The sequence below is a fragment of the Actinomadura sp. NEAU-AAG7 genome (genome assembly GCF_018603865.1).
GTDB lineage: Bacteria > Actinomycetota > Actinomycetes > Streptosporangiales > Streptosporangiaceae > Spirillospora > Spirillospora litoris.
This window is the reverse complement of sequence record NZ_JAHFZY010000005.1, coordinates 285,861-298,480: the sequence shown is the minus strand read 5'-3', so window position 1 is coordinate 298,480 and position 12,620 is coordinate 285,861. Positions and strand designations below refer to the sequence as shown.

The window sequence follows — 12,620 nt, the reverse complement described above, 5'->3', positions numbered from 1 at the left end:
GGGACGTGGCCCGGCGGCGGCCCGATTGTGATCTCGGAGGCGGCATGGCGGTGCACAGCATGCCAGATACCCGGGAGAAAATGATCTTTTCTCGACAATGCGCAGGTAAGAGGCAAATCCCCACAACTTGGACGTCACGGAGAGCGATCACGCAGGGTGCCGGCCCGACCGCGCACAGGTCGGCGTGGGCGGCGGCGGGCGGGGACGTCAGGGGGCCGCGTCGGCGTCCGGCACGTAGGAGGCGATGCCGCGGATCAGGATTTCGAGGCCGAACTCGAAGCGGTCGTCGCCCGACCCCCCGGTCAGGTCGTCCACCATGCCCACGATGTGCGGATAGCGGTCGACGGGCAGCGCCTTCATGAACGCGCGGATCTGCTCGAAGCGCTCCTGGAAGTGCTCCCAGGGGTCCTCGCCCGGCGGGGTCCGCCCGACGTAGATCGTGTCCTCGATCGCGTCGGCGTCCAGGTACATGCCGAACGTGTCGACGGCGAGGCCCGCGATGCTCGGCGGGACGCCGCCCGCCCGCATGAGGGCGAGCTGCACCTCGGCGACGGCCAGCAGGTTGGGGCCGGTGGGGATCAGCCCCAGCGAGACCTTGGCGATGTCGCGGTGCGAGGTGTAGACGCGGCGGACCTCGCGCGCCAGCTCCTTGAGCTGCTCCTGCCAGCGGGACGGGTCGACCTCGGGCAGCTCCACCTCGGCGAAGACCGCGTCCAGCATCAGCTCGCGCAGCTCCTCCTTCCCCGAGACGTGGGCGTAGAGCGAGGCGGCGCCGGTGCCGAGCTCCTGCGCGACGCGGCGCATGCTGACGGCCTCCAGCCCCTCGCCGTCCAGCACGCGGACGGCGGTGGCGACGATGACCTCCTGCGTGAGCGGCTGCCGCACCGGCCCGGCCCTGCGCTGCTTGCGCCAGGGGGGCGTCGGTATGTCGGTGCCCACGGCGGCCTCCAAACTCGCGATACATCTTGACAGCCGAAAATCGAGATATATCGTCTTGATGGTACGAACACGAACATCGTACTTGACACGAACGCTGTTCGTCTATAAAACAGTGTTCGCAGCTAACGAACACCGTTCCCCCCGGAGGCGACCATGACCGAGACACCGGCGCCCACGCCGAACGCGGAGGCGGGCTACCGCTGGCGCTGGGTGGCCCTTTTCGTGATCCTCGCCGCGGAGGTCATGGACATGCTGGACGCGTTGATCACCACGATCGCGTCCCCCACGATCCGCGCCGACCTCGGCGGCTCCGCGAGCACGATCCAGTGGCTCGCCGCCGGATACACCCTCGCCATGGCGGTGGGCCTCATCACCGGCGGCCGCCTCGGCGACCTTTACGGGCGCAAGCAGATGTTCCTCATCGGCGCCGCCGGGTTCACGGTGGGCTCGCTGCTGTGCGGCGTCGCCGGATCGCCCGGCATGCTGGTCGGCTCCCGCGTGCTGCAGGGCCTGTTCGGCGCGCTGATGCTGCCGCAGGGCATCGGGATGATCAAGCAGATGTTCACGCCGAAGGAGATGGGCGCGGCGTTCAGCACGTTCGGGCCCGTCATGGGCCTGTCGTCGGTCGGCGGCCCGGTACTGGCCGGCTGGCTGATCGACGCCGACCTCTTCGGCACCGGCTGGCGCATGATCTTCCTGATCAACCTGCCGCTCGGCCTCGCGGCCGTGCTCGCCGGGATGAGGTTCCTGCCGGCCGGTCGCTCGGACCACGCGACGCGGCTCGACCTCGTCGGCGCGCTGCTGGCCGCCGCCGGCGCCGGGCTCCTGATCTATCCGCTCGTCCAGGGCCGCGAGCTGGACTGGCCCGCCTGGACGTTCGCCATGCTGGCCGCCTCGCTCGCCGTCTGGGCCGTGTTCGCCTGGTACGAGACCCGCAAGCAGCGCGCGGGCGGCGACCCGCTGATCGTCCCGAGCCTGTTCCGCAAGCGCGGCTTCACCGGCGGCCTGGTCGTCGGCGTGGTGTTCTTCACCGGCATGGCGGGCATCGCGCTGGTGCTCGCCCTGTACTTCCAGCTCGGGCTCGGCTACTCGCCGCTCAAGGCCGGACTCGCGGAGATCCCCTGGTCGGCGGGCATCGTCGTCGGCTTCGCCGTCTCCCAGCCGGTGCAGCGCTTCGGCCGCAAGGTCATCCAGGGCGGCGCGCTCATCATGGCCGCGGGCGTCGCCGGCATGGTCGGGACGCTCCAGGCCGCGGGCATCGACGTCACCCCGTGGCAGCTCACCCCGGCGCTGCTCGTCGTCGGCCTCGGCATGGGGCTGCTGATGGCGCCGTTCTTCGACACCGTCCTCGCGGGCGTCGAGCCGGAGGAGACCGGCTCGGCGGGCGGCACGCTCACCGCGGTCCAGCAGCTCGGCAGCGCGCTCGGCGCGGCCGTCCTCGGAACGATCTTCTTCGGCCTGCTCGGCGGGCACGTGGCCGCCGCCGCGGACGACGGCGCGGGCGGGCTGCGCGGACGGCTCGCCGCCGCCTCCGTCCCGGCGCCGCTCCAGGACCGGGTGGTCACCGGGCTGCGCGACTGCGGCCGCGACCGCGCGACCGCCAAGGACGCCGTCGCGGTCCCCGCGTCCTGCGTCCGGCTGGAGGGCGAGGTCAGGGCGGCCGTCGCCGCCGCGCCGCAGTCGGCGGGCGCCGTCCAGAAGGCGGTCGCGGACGAGGCCGAGCGCTCGGCGAAGACCGGCTTCGGCGGCGCCATGAAGATCACGCTGTGGATCGAGGTCGGCCTGCTGGCCCTCACGGTCGTCGTGGCCTTCCTGCTCCCCCGGCGCGCCCGCCTGGAGGAGGACGGCGAGGGCGGCCCCGCCGACGCCCGCGCGGCCGGAGTCGAGGCACCGACCGGAGCCTGACCCCTGGCGGCCTCCGGGACTCCCGGCGGCTCCCGGCCCGGCGGTCTCCGGCCCCCGGCGGCACCGGAGACCCCCGGCCCGGCAACCCCGGAAGGGGAACGGCCCGTGGCGGAGGCGCGCGTTCCGGACCACGGAACGCGCGGCCCCCGCCGCGGGCCTTCTCGTGCGCCGCCGGGTCAGACCTTGGCGAGGACCTCCGCGGCGATCAGCTCGATGTGCTCCAGGTCGTCCAGGTCGAGGACCTGGAGGTAGACGCACTCCGCGCCCAGCTCGGCGAACCGGCCGATCTTGTCGACGATCTCGCCGGGCGTCCCGGCGAGCCCCTCCCGCCGCATGTCGTCCGCGTCCCGGCCGATGGCGTCGGCGCGGCGCCGGACTTCCGCCTCGTCGCGCCCGCAGCACACGACCTGCGCGACCGAGTAGACGAGCGGCCTGGCCCGCCCCTGCTCCCGGCACGCCTCGCGCACCCGCTCGTAGGCCGCGCCGGTGTCCTCCGGGACGTGGAACGGGACGTTGTACTCGTCGGCGTACAGGGCGGCGATCCGCGGCGTCCGCCGGGCGCCGGTCCCGCCGATGATCACCGGCGGCCCCTCCGGGCGGACGGGCTTGGGGAGCGCGGGCGAGTCGGCCACCGTGTAGTACTCGCCCGAGAACGAGAACCTTTCGCCGGGCGGCGTCCGCCACAGCCCCGTCACCAACTGGAGCTGCTCCTCCAGCCGCGCGAACCGCTCGCCGAGGCTCGGGAACGGGATCCCGTAGGCGGTGTGCTCCGCCTCGTACCAGCCGGTCCCGAGCCCGATGTCGACGCGGCCGCCGCTCATCCGGTCGACCTGCGCGACCGCGATCGCGAGCGGGCCGGGCAGCCGGAACGTCCCCGCCGTCACCAGCGTGCCGAGCCTGATCCGGCTGGTCTCGCGGGCCAGCGCGCCGAGCGTGACCCACGAGTCGGTCGGCCCCGGCTCCCCGGTGCCGCCGCCCATGACCAGGTAGTGGTCGGAGCGGAAGAACGCGTCGAAGCCGAGGTCCTCCGCCGCCCTCGCGACCGCCAGCTGGGTCTCGTAGCTCGCCCCCTGCTGGGGTTCTGTGAAAATCCGAAGTCGCATGGGCCCATCCTCGTACGAACCCGCGCCCGTGCGTCAACGCGGCCGTTCCGAACCCGGCCGTTCCGAACCCGGCCGTTCCATCAGCCCCGGTCGTCCGCGCGGCTCCGGCGGCGGCGCCGGCCGAGCCGGGTCAGCACGAACCCCGCCCCGACCATCGCGACCGCGATCTCCACGACCGTGCCGGCGCGGGTCCCGGTCAGCGACGTCCCGCCCGCGGCCTCCGCCGGGCGCGCCCGCCCCTCGGGCGCGTACGCCAGCGGCCGGACGGCCATGCCCTCCCGCGCGGCCGGGGGCACGGCCCGCGAGGTCGCCCCGGGGCCGTCGGTACCGCTGCCGTGGGCGCCGTGGGTGCCGTGGGTGCCGTGGGCGCCGGTGGGCCTGCTCGCGCCCGTCGATCCGTCCGCGGGGGTCGGTCGGCCCTTCCCGGTCGACCCGCCGGTGATCCTGGTGCGCGCGACCGCCCGGTTGTTCGCGGGGTTGACGTCGATCGTGGACGTCGTGGCCGTGGACGGCGACTCCAGCGTGGTCCCGGCCCTGGCGCTCGCGTCCGGCCTGACCCTGGTGCGCAGCGTCCGCGACTCGCCGGGGCGCAACGAGCCGACCGCGCAGGTGTACCCGGCGCCCCGCCCGGCGCACGCGTTGTCCGGCCCGATGAGCCTGGCGTGCCCCCGCGACCGGACGACCACGTTCTCGGCGGTGGACGGCCCGAGGTTGCGCACCCGCATCACGTAGCGGATCACCGCCCCGGCCCGCGCCTTCGCGGGCGCCTTCTTCGACATGACGAGGTCGGCCGTGCGGGCGACGCGCGACGCCGGGAACATCCGCCTCGCCCGCGCGGTGCCCCAGGTCACCGTGGCGCCGGGCATGATCGTCCGCCCGGCCCTGGCGTGCCGGGCCACCTTCGCCCGCAGCACCCCGGGCACGGTCCGCCCCGGCTTGACCACGCCCAGGCGGCAAGTGACCTTCCCGCCCCTGCCGGACGTGCAGTTCGACTGGCCGGACACGAACTTCAGCGTCTTCGGGAACGTCACCCGGAGCACCGCGCGATGCGCCCTGGCCCGCCCCTTGGCGGGGGCCTGGACGGTCACCGCGAAGGGCCAGTCGTAGGTCCGGCCGGGCACGACCGTCTTACCGGGGCCGACCATGCTGAGCCTGACGACCGCGTCGGCGTCCTGCACGGGCTTGGGTCCGGGCTTGGTCTTGGGCTTGGCCTTGGGTTTGATGTCGGTCTTGGGTTTGGGCTCGGCGGGAGGTCCGGGCTTCGCCGGCGCCGACCGCTGGTCGTCAGCGCGCCCGTCGTGCGCGGCGGGCACGGGCCCCTCAGCGCGGGTCCCGCCGTTCGCGTCCTGCATCGGAACGACTCCGAGCAGCGGAGTCGCCGCCAGCAGCACGAGACCCCGTGCCCCGGCGCGCTCCCTCACCTTCCCGAACATGTTCCCCCCGATGACCTGCGGTTTCGCTGACGATGTCCGTTGTAGCGACCGCCCGGCCCTGGCGCTAGCGCCACGTCGGCGTGTCGTCACGCATCGTGATGGTGGCGGCGGGAGGACGGGACAGCACACGGAACGCGCTGCGAACGTAGAGTGACCGCCCCTTGACTCGCTGATGACCCGGTTCCCGACCATGGAGTTCAGATGGCCGTCTTCGGCGTCGACTACGCGTGGGGACGCCCCGGCGCCGACGCGCTGCGCAACGCCGGCGTGAGGTTCGTGTGCCGCTACCTCTCGCATGACAAGACCGGAAAGAACCTGACCCGACCCGAAGCGGAGGAGCTGTCGGACGCGGGCCTGTGGCTCGTGGTCGTCTGGGAGTCCACCGCCTCGCGCGCGCTCGGCGGGCGCGAGGCCGGTGAGGCGGACGCCAGGGCCGCCGCCGAGCAGGCCGCCGCGCTCGACATGCCGGACGACCGTCCCGTCTACTTCGCGGTCGACTTCGACGCGACGTCCGACCAGCAGGACGAGATCAACGCCTACCTGGACGGCGCCGCGTCCGTCCTCGGCCGCGACCGGGTCGGCGTCTACGCGGGGCACGGCCCGGTCGGCCGCGCGTTCGACGCCGGGAAGATCACCTACGGATGGCAGACCTACGCCTGGTCGGGCGGCAGGTGGGACGCCCGCGCCCAGCTCCAGCAGTACTCCAACGACCACGAGATCAACGGCGTCGGCGTCGACTACGACCGCGCCATGGACCACGACTACGGCCAGTGGCGCGTCGGCGTCTCCCCCGCGGCGGTCTCCCCCACGGGGGTCTTCCCCAAGGAGGACGACATGCCCGACTAGGTCGTCCGGCCCCGCGGGCCCGGCCCGGTCACCAGGGCTCGTCGGAGTGGTCGGCGGCGTGGGCGGCGCGGGCGGCGTCGCGGATGACCCGGGTCTGGATCTCCAGATGCCGCAGGATCTGCCGCTGCTGCTCCCGGACGTCGCGGACCAGGTGCGCCGCCGACAGCGCCACGGCGGCGACCGCGATGACGAGGCCGGTGTTGATCAGGACGAGCAGTTCCGTCCGGCCGCCCAGCACGGCGACGGCGGCGGCGCCCGCACCGGCCGCGACGACGCTGGCGGCGAGGGCACCGGTGACACCACGGGCACGGGTGGAGCGCATCGCCGTCCCTCCTTCACGGGAAGCCGGGGACCGTTCTGACCTGCCCCGACATCCTTAGTGTTCCCACGGCCCCGCATCCGCAACAACCGGTCAGTAGTGGAAATACCCAGCGGCGACGTAAAACCTAGCGCCCGCCGGGCTCCCCGTACAGCGCGCGCAGGAACGCCAGGGCCATGCGCCGCTTGTCCCCCGCGTCGGCCCGCAGGTCGGCGAAGTAGGCGTTGAGCTCCGCGAGCTCGCGGAGCGCCTCGTCCGGGCCGTCGCCGTCCGGCACGCCGAGCGGCTCCAGTCCCTCCCCGATGCGCACCAGGTCACCGCCCCGCCACTGAAGGGTCTCCTCGATGGCGCTCCGGGTCCGCGCCTGCGGCCAGCGGTCGCCCGCCTCCAGGTTGTAGATCGTCTTGACCGTGACCCCGGCGCGCTCGGCGAGCTGCTCCTGGGTCAGGCCGAGCGATCCACGCCGGGCCACCACGTACTTGGCGACCCGCTCCCGGTCCAGCTCTCCAGCCATGTTGCCCAGCATGACGGAAACATTATGGAACATCCAGTAATCACAGGCAGAAACTTTCTCGCCCGAAGATTTCTATAACTTACCGGTTCTCTCTTGATAAATTACCGGTAAGTTCCTAGTCTGGGGAGTGGGTCCGCCGCCGGCGGACCGGATTGCCGGCGGCGGGACCCCGAGAGGAAGGGGCGGGATCGCCGTGACCGAGGATGGACCGTTCACCCTGGAGCTGGCGCTGTCGGAACTGCGCCGCGACCACGACGTCCAGATCGCCAACCTGGAAGGCCAGTTCGCACTGCTCCTGCAGCGCAACGAACTGCACGAACAGCAAGCCCGCGCACACATCCGCCACATCGGCGAACTCGACGACCGCCTCACGGCCGCCGAACGCGACCAGGTCACCCACGCCTACCTCGACAAGCGCTTCCGCCACATCATGACCGTGCTGTCCCTCCTGGCGACGACCGCGTCGGTGGTGGTGGCCCTCGTCACCACCCTCCTCAGCACCTGACCCGGAGGCCCGCCCGCGCGCGGCGGAACGCGGCCGGGGGCGATCGCGGATTCGCGGGGCTCGCGGGGGACGTTTTCGGGACGATGGGACGATTGCCCTCCTCCCCCGTCCCCCTGGAGCACCCGTGGCCCGTGGACTCACCTACGCCGACGCCGTCCGCCTGCTCGGCGGCGGCGAGAGCAGGATCGTCACCGCGCTCGACCGGTTGACCGGCGGCCTGCTGCTCGCCGCGACCGGCGGCGGGAGCACGTTCGCCCTCAGCCTCTTCGACGCCAAGGGCGAGCTGTTCCGCCACGGGCACGACCTCATCCGGGACCTGGTGGCGAAGAAGCGCGGCCTCGGCCGCACCGACCGGACCGAGTTGCTGGCCGCCGCCCAGCGGGTCCTCGTGGTCACGGCGTTCTTCGAGGTGGTCGCGGAGGTGGACCTTCCCTTCGACGTCCGGGAGCTGCGGATCGGCAAGGCGGAGCAGGTGGCGATGGCGGGCGGCGACCCGTCCGCCGCCCCCCTGCTCGTCCAGGGCCTGACGGCCACGGACGTACCGCTGATCACACCGGCGAGGCCGTACGAGCACCTGCTCGGTGACGTGATGCTCTTCGATCGAAAGCTGAGCCGCGAGCTGGTCCGGTTCATCTCGGGGCTGGCCGTCTGGGACCGGCTGAGCACCACCGACCAGGACCGACTCACCGACACGCTCCTGGAGCCGGTGCCCCGGGCCGCCACCCGGCGATTCGAGGAGTACCTCCAGCGACTCGCCGGCGAGTTCCCCGAACTCGGGTTCTGGGTGGACCGGATCGACCACCAGGCGACCCGCGCTGAGATCCTCGAAATCCGGACGGGCCTCGCCGGGCTTCAGCGATTCCTGGACGAGATGGCCGCCCGGCAGGTCCCCGATGACCGGCGTGCCGCGCTGTCCCGCCACTACCGTGCGCGGCTGGGCCGTCCGCTCTCCGAGTCGGGCGACGCGCCCGCGGGAATGGTCATCCCCACGCTGCAAGGCGCCTACGTCAATCCGCGCTACCGCAAAGAGTTCGCCGTTCACGCCGACAAGCTGACGAGTGAGAGCTGGTGGGAGGAGGTGGTCCCCGTCCGGGACGATCTCCAGGAGACGTTGATCGGGCATCTCACCGCACCGGATGCGACGCGGGCGCCACTTCTGCTGCTCGGCCAGCCGGGGTCGGGCAAATCCGTGCTCACCCAGGTACTCGCCGGGCGGCTCCCCGCGAACGACTTCATGGTCGTCCGGGTCGTCCTGCGCGAGACCCCGGCCGACGCCGACCTCCAGGGGCAGATCGAATACGCCGTCCGCGACGCCACCGGCGAGACGATGAGCTGGCCGGAACTCGCGCGGACGGCGGGCGGGGCGCTCCCCGTCGTGATCCTGGACGGCTTCGACGAACTGCTCCAGGCCACGGGCGTCAACCAGTCGGACTACCTTCAGCAGGTCGTCCGGTTCCAGGAGCGCGAGTCCGACCAGGGACGCCCCGTCGCGTTCATCGTCACGAGCCGGACCGCCGTCGCGGACCGTGCTCGTATCCCGCCCGGCGGTGTGGTCGCGATCCGCCTCGAACCATTCTCGGACGGACAGGTCGGCCAATGGCTCCACACGTGGAACACCTCCAATTCCGCGTATCTGGCGAGTCGAGGTCTCCGCCCACTTCCCGCCGCGACCGCCCTCGCCCACGACGCACTGGCGCGCCAGCCGCTCCTGCTCCTGATGCTCGCCCTCTACGACGCGGACACGAACGCGCTCCAGAACGGCGACGCCACCCTCGACCTCGCCGAACTCTACGAGCGACTCCTTTACCGCTTCGCCGGGCGTGAGGTCGGCAAGACCGAGCGGGGGCTGAGCGAGCAAGCGTTCACCGAGGCGGTGGACGAGGAACTGCTCCGGCTTTCCATCACCGCCTTCGCCATGTTCAACCGGGGACGCCAATGGACGACCGAGCAGGAGTTGACCGACGACCTCGCCGCCCTGTTCCCGGACCGCCCCGGGCGGCCCGACGCGGGCTTCAAGGCCCGCATCACCCCCGGCCAGGCCGTCATCGGGCGCTTCTTCTTCGTGCACCAGTCGCAGGCGCCGACCCAAGAGACCAGGCTGAGCACCTACGAGTTCCTGCATGCCACGTTCGGCGAGTTCCTTGTCGCCAGGCTTGTGGTACGCGAACTGACCGAACTCGCCCGCGCCACGCTCGCCCGTTCCCGCCATGTGGTGGTGGACGACGCGTTCCTCCGCGCGCTGATCTCCTACGCACCGCTCACCGTGCGCGAACCGATCGTCGACTTCCTGGCCCAACTCCTCTCCCGCGTCGCGGACGAGATACGGCGGGCCATGGGCGATTTCGTCCTCGGGTGTTTCCACACGGCGCTGGAACCGCATGACGGCCACAGCGCCTACAGGCCCGTCCGGCAGACGGTCACCGCCCACCACGCCGTCTATATGGCGAACACCCTCTTCCTCACGACGGTCATCAAGGGCTCGGTGACCGGGAGTGAACTGTTCCCGGGCGAAGGGGACCCGGTCGGCCCATGGTGGCGCTGCGCCCGCCTGATGCAGTCGCAACTCCACAGGTCCGGCTGGTCGAGCCTGATCGGAGCCATCCGCGTGAACCGCATCCGAGCCGCGCACGGCACGCGCGATGTCCGGCTCTCCAGCCCGGCCCCGACGCTGACCCTTGAGCACTTCTCCGCGTCATGGACGTTCGACCACCGTCCCGACATCACGAATTTCGCGTTCCCCGGCGTGGGCGAGATGCGGGCGTCAGCGCAGTTCGTATGCGACGAGACCGAGGACGTACTGCTCCACGCCCTGGCACCCATGAACCGCGAAGGCTACGCCGGATACGACTTCGACACGACCACGTTCGTCAAGGTCGGGGACGACCGGTACGTCTCGATCACCCACGCGCTGCTGAACCTCTGGAACCGCCGGCCGGATGCCCATGACGGAGACAGCGACTCCCTCGTGGAGGCCTACGAGACCTGCTTCAACTTCGTCGGTGAGTACTTCGTCCTCTACGCGCTGCTCCGCCAGCTCGCGGCGGAGGCGCCCCTACTGCCCAGGGGGTGGCGGGCGACGGTGGTCGAAAGGTTCGCCACAGATATCAAGGATGCGAAACATCTCCACCCCTGGGCCAGAAAGGCGTTCTACGACATCGACGTCGACTTCCTCAACGAGGACCAATCCTGACCGCCATCAGAAATCGTCGTTGGTGTACGGGGCCAGCGGTACGGCGAAGGCACGGTCCAGGCGCGCGGCCGCGTCCGGCGTATGCTCCGTGACGACGCCGATCCGCGCCAACGTGCTCACGCTCGTCCCACCCAGGTAGGCGGCGCCCAGATCAGCAGCGCTCAGCGTCAGGTCGAGAGCGTCCTCCGTGCGGTCGCAGGTTCCGGCGGCGAGGCGCCAGCGGCCCTGGTTGGCGGGGAGGCGCTCGTCCAGCAACTCGATCACCAGCGAGTCACCGGTGGCCCAGGAGCGGGCGCGCAGCGCGGCCGGGGCGTCGACGAGGCGCACCCACAGGGCGCCGTGCGAACCGGTCACCTCGACGCGGTCGAAGTCGGCGACCATGTGCGGGATCAGGTCGTCCACCGGGCGGGACGGCGCCTTGATCTTGGTGGTGAGGTCGATCGAGGCGAGGTAGCGCCACAGCGCGGCCTCGACCTGCGGCGTGTCGGCGACGAGGTCGTCGATACGGACGTGGCCCGTGCCCTCCCCGTGCGTCCGGTAGATCACGTAGCCGCCGGGCTCGCCGTCCAGGACGGCGACGCGGGGTTCGGTGAAGTCCTCGTCGTCATCGTCGACGGCGGGCAGCATGTTCTTGTCCCACCACTCGGCGTCGCGGACGAGGCCGCCGGGCCGCCGCGCGAGGGCGCGGGTATGGATGGGGCCGAGGATCTCCGGGGCGGAGTCGCGGTCGATCAGCCGCAGCGGCCGAGGGTCGGGCTCGGTGCGCAGCGCGAGCGGGCGGGAGGTGTCGATCTCCAGGCTGATCGCGCGGTCGGCGAGGCCGAATCCGTACCGTCCGTAGATGGCGCTCTGGGACGCCCACAGGGCGGCGACCGGGCGGTTCGCGGCGGCGGCGTCCGTGAGCATCCGCTCCATCATCGCCGTCAGCACACCGCGCCGCCGGTGGGTCGGCAGGACGCCGACGAAGGTGATCGCCGAGCAGTCCAGGAACGCGCCGGGGACGGCCAGCCGCATCGGCAGAACAGCGGCCTGGCCTGCGCTGACGTCATCGACGTAGGCCGCGAGGCGTTCGGCGCGGCGGGCGGCCCACAGCTCGCGTTCGCGGTCCTCCGCCGGGGTGCGGTGGTGGAACACGAGGTCCGCGAGGTCCATCATCTGGTCGACGTCGGCCAACGGGATGTCCCGGATCTCCAAGTCGCTCATGCTTCAACCGTATGGGGGGCGCGCAACCGGTTTTCCCAGGTGATGCGGTAGTACATCAGCCGGTCGTCCGCGCCGACGAACTCCATGCCCACGGCGGCCATGACGCGCTGGGACGCGACGTTGCCGAGGTCGGTGTCGCCCTCGACGGCGGTGACCCCGCTGTCGCGCGCGAACCGCAGCAGCCCCCGCAGCGCCTCGGTCGCGTAGCCCTTCCCCTGCGCGGACGGGATCAGCCCGTAGCCGATGGTGACGGCGCCGCGCTCGTCGGCGGCGCCGTGGAAGCCGAGGCCGCCGATGGCGAGGCCGTCCTCGCGCCGCCGGATCTCGTAGGCGCCGAACGGCTGCGGGTCGCCCGCGTGCACGCAGGTCGCCAGGTACCGCCGGGCCCCGGCGAGGTCGCTGTCGGTGGGGTATCCGGGCGCCCATCCGGCGCCGGACGGCCGTCCCTCGGTCAGCCCCTCGGCCTCGGCGATGGTCAGCGGGTGCAGCACGAGTCGTTCGGTCTCCAGGTCCATGGGATCACGCCTATCACAGCGCCCGCCCCCGCCCCGTCGGCGGGCTCGACCATGGTCGTGTCCCGTACGCGACCAAAGAAGGCCGTGATCGACGTTCGGACGACGCGGCCCCGGCGCGTCCGGCGGGACAGTGGCGGCACGAGACCGA

General features: G+C 72.0%; 11 protein-coding genes. 4 read left to right on the top strand and 7 right to left on the bottom strand.

What is annotated here, in order from left to right; all coding sequences use genetic code 11:
* Positions 1–207: 207 nt before the first annotated feature.
* Complete coding sequence (locus KLI87_RS24065; protein WP_214618788.1) at positions 208–939, bottom strand: TetR/AcrR family transcriptional regulator; 732 nt, start codon at positions 937–939, stop codon at positions 208–210.
* A gap of 153 nt (positions 940–1,092) precedes the next feature.
* Between KLI87_RS24065 and KLI87_RS24060 the strand changes: the two genes are divergently transcribed.
* Positions 1,093–2,844, top strand: a complete 1,752-nt coding sequence (locus tag KLI87_RS24060) for an MFS transporter (protein ID WP_214618787.1) — start codon at positions 1,093–1,095, stop codon at positions 2,842–2,844.
* A 176-nt stretch (positions 2,845–3,020) separates the two neighbouring features.
* Here KLI87_RS24060 and KLI87_RS24055 read toward each other — a convergent pair whose 3' ends face one another.
* Both KLI87_RS24055 and KLI87_RS24050 read right to left on the bottom strand, forming a co-directional pair.
* Positions 3,021–3,947: an LLM class F420-dependent oxidoreductase gene (locus tag KLI87_RS24055; protein ID WP_214618786.1), complete on the bottom strand. Its 927-nt coding sequence runs from the start codon at positions 3,945–3,947 to the stop codon at positions 3,021–3,023.
* 80 nt (positions 3,948–4,027) lie between these two features.
* Entirely contained in the window at positions 4,028–5,380 is a 1,353-nt protein-coding gene (locus KLI87_RS24050; protein WP_214618785.1) for a DUF11 domain-containing protein, read from the bottom strand.
* Positions 5,381–5,581: 201 nt separating this feature from the next.
* Here KLI87_RS24050 and KLI87_RS24045 point away from each other — a divergent pair, with 201 nt between their 5' ends.
* The gene (locus KLI87_RS24045; protein WP_214618784.1) at positions 5,582–6,226 is read left to right on the top strand and encodes a glycoside hydrolase domain-containing protein; all 645 of its coding nucleotides are present in this window, start codon (positions 5,582–5,584) and stop codon (positions 6,224–6,226) included.
* A 28-nt stretch (positions 6,227–6,254) separates the two neighbouring features.
* On the opposite strand, the gene KLI87_RS24040 is transcribed toward KLI87_RS24045, so the two are convergent.
* Both KLI87_RS24040 and KLI87_RS24035 read right to left on the bottom strand, forming a co-directional pair.
* Positions 6,255–6,548, bottom strand: a complete 294-nt coding sequence (locus KLI87_RS24040; protein WP_156215064.1) for a hypothetical protein — start codon at positions 6,546–6,548, stop codon at positions 6,255–6,257.
* 124 nt (positions 6,549–6,672) lie between these two features.
* On the bottom strand, positions 6,673–7,071 hold the full coding sequence (locus tag KLI87_RS24035) for a helix-turn-helix domain-containing protein (RefSeq protein WP_173390661.1): 399 nt from the start codon (positions 7,069–7,071) through the stop codon (positions 6,673–6,675).
* Positions 7,072–7,252: 181 nt separating this feature from the next.
* Here KLI87_RS24035 and KLI87_RS24030 point away from each other — a divergent pair, with 181 nt between their 5' ends.
* Together KLI87_RS24030 and KLI87_RS24025 are read left to right on the top strand one after the other, a co-directional pair.
* The gene (locus tag KLI87_RS24030) at positions 7,253–7,564 is read left to right on the top strand and encodes a hypothetical protein (RefSeq protein WP_214618783.1); all 312 of its coding nucleotides are present in this window, start codon (positions 7,253–7,255) and stop codon (positions 7,562–7,564) included.
* Between the two features lie 124 nt (positions 7,565–7,688).
* On the top strand, positions 7,689–10,754 hold the full coding sequence (locus tag KLI87_RS24025; protein WP_214618782.1) for an AAA family ATPase: 3,066 nt from the start codon (positions 7,689–7,691) through the stop codon (positions 10,752–10,754).
* Between the two features lie 6 nt (positions 10,755–10,760).
* Here KLI87_RS24025 and KLI87_RS24020 read toward each other — a convergent pair whose 3' ends face one another.
* Together KLI87_RS24020 and KLI87_RS24015 are read right to left on the bottom strand one after the other, a co-directional pair.
* Entirely contained in the window at positions 10,761–11,957 is a 1,197-nt protein-coding gene (locus tag KLI87_RS24020) for a GNAT family N-acetyltransferase (protein ID WP_214618781.1), read from the bottom strand.
* Entirely contained in the window at positions 11,954–12,472 is a 519-nt protein-coding gene (locus KLI87_RS24015) for a GNAT family N-acetyltransferase (protein WP_214618780.1), read from the bottom strand. The genes KLI87_RS24020 and KLI87_RS24015 overlap by 4 nt, the downstream gene beginning before the upstream one ends.
* Positions 12,473–12,620 lie beyond the last annotated feature (148 nt).

What these genes read in the sequence shown, in the direction of transcription:
- KLI87_RS24060 (WP_214618787.1), top strand. Translation starts at nt 1,093, where the DNA reads ATGACCGAGACACCGGCGCCCACGCCGAACGCGGAGGCGGGCTACCGC.
- KLI87_RS24055 (WP_214618786.1), bottom strand. Translation starts at nt 3,947, where the DNA reads ATGCGACTTCGGATTTTCACAGAACCCCAGCAGGGGGCGAGCTACGAG.
- KLI87_RS24050 (WP_214618785.1), bottom strand. Translation starts at nt 5,380, where the DNA reads ATGTTCGGGAAGGTGAGGGAGCGCGCCGGGGCACGGGGTCTCGTGCTG.
- KLI87_RS24045 (WP_214618784.1), top strand. Translation starts at nt 5,582, where the DNA reads ATGGCCGTCTTCGGCGTCGACTACGCGTGGGGACGCCCCGGCGCCGAC.
- KLI87_RS24040 (WP_156215064.1), bottom strand. Translation starts at nt 6,548, where the DNA reads ATGCGCTCCACCCGTGCCCGTGGTGTCACCGGTGCCCTCGCCGCCAGC.
- KLI87_RS24035 (WP_173390661.1), bottom strand. Translation starts at nt 7,071, where the DNA reads ATGCTGGGCAACATGGCTGGAGAGCTGGACCGGGAGCGGGTCGCCAAG.
- KLI87_RS24020 (WP_214618781.1), bottom strand. Translation starts at nt 11,957, where the DNA reads ATGAGCGACTTGGAGATCCGGGACATCCCGTTGGCCGACGTCGACCAG.
- KLI87_RS24015 (WP_214618780.1), bottom strand. Translation starts at nt 12,472, where the DNA reads ATGGACCTGGAGACCGAACGACTCGTGCTGCACCCGCTGACCATCGCC.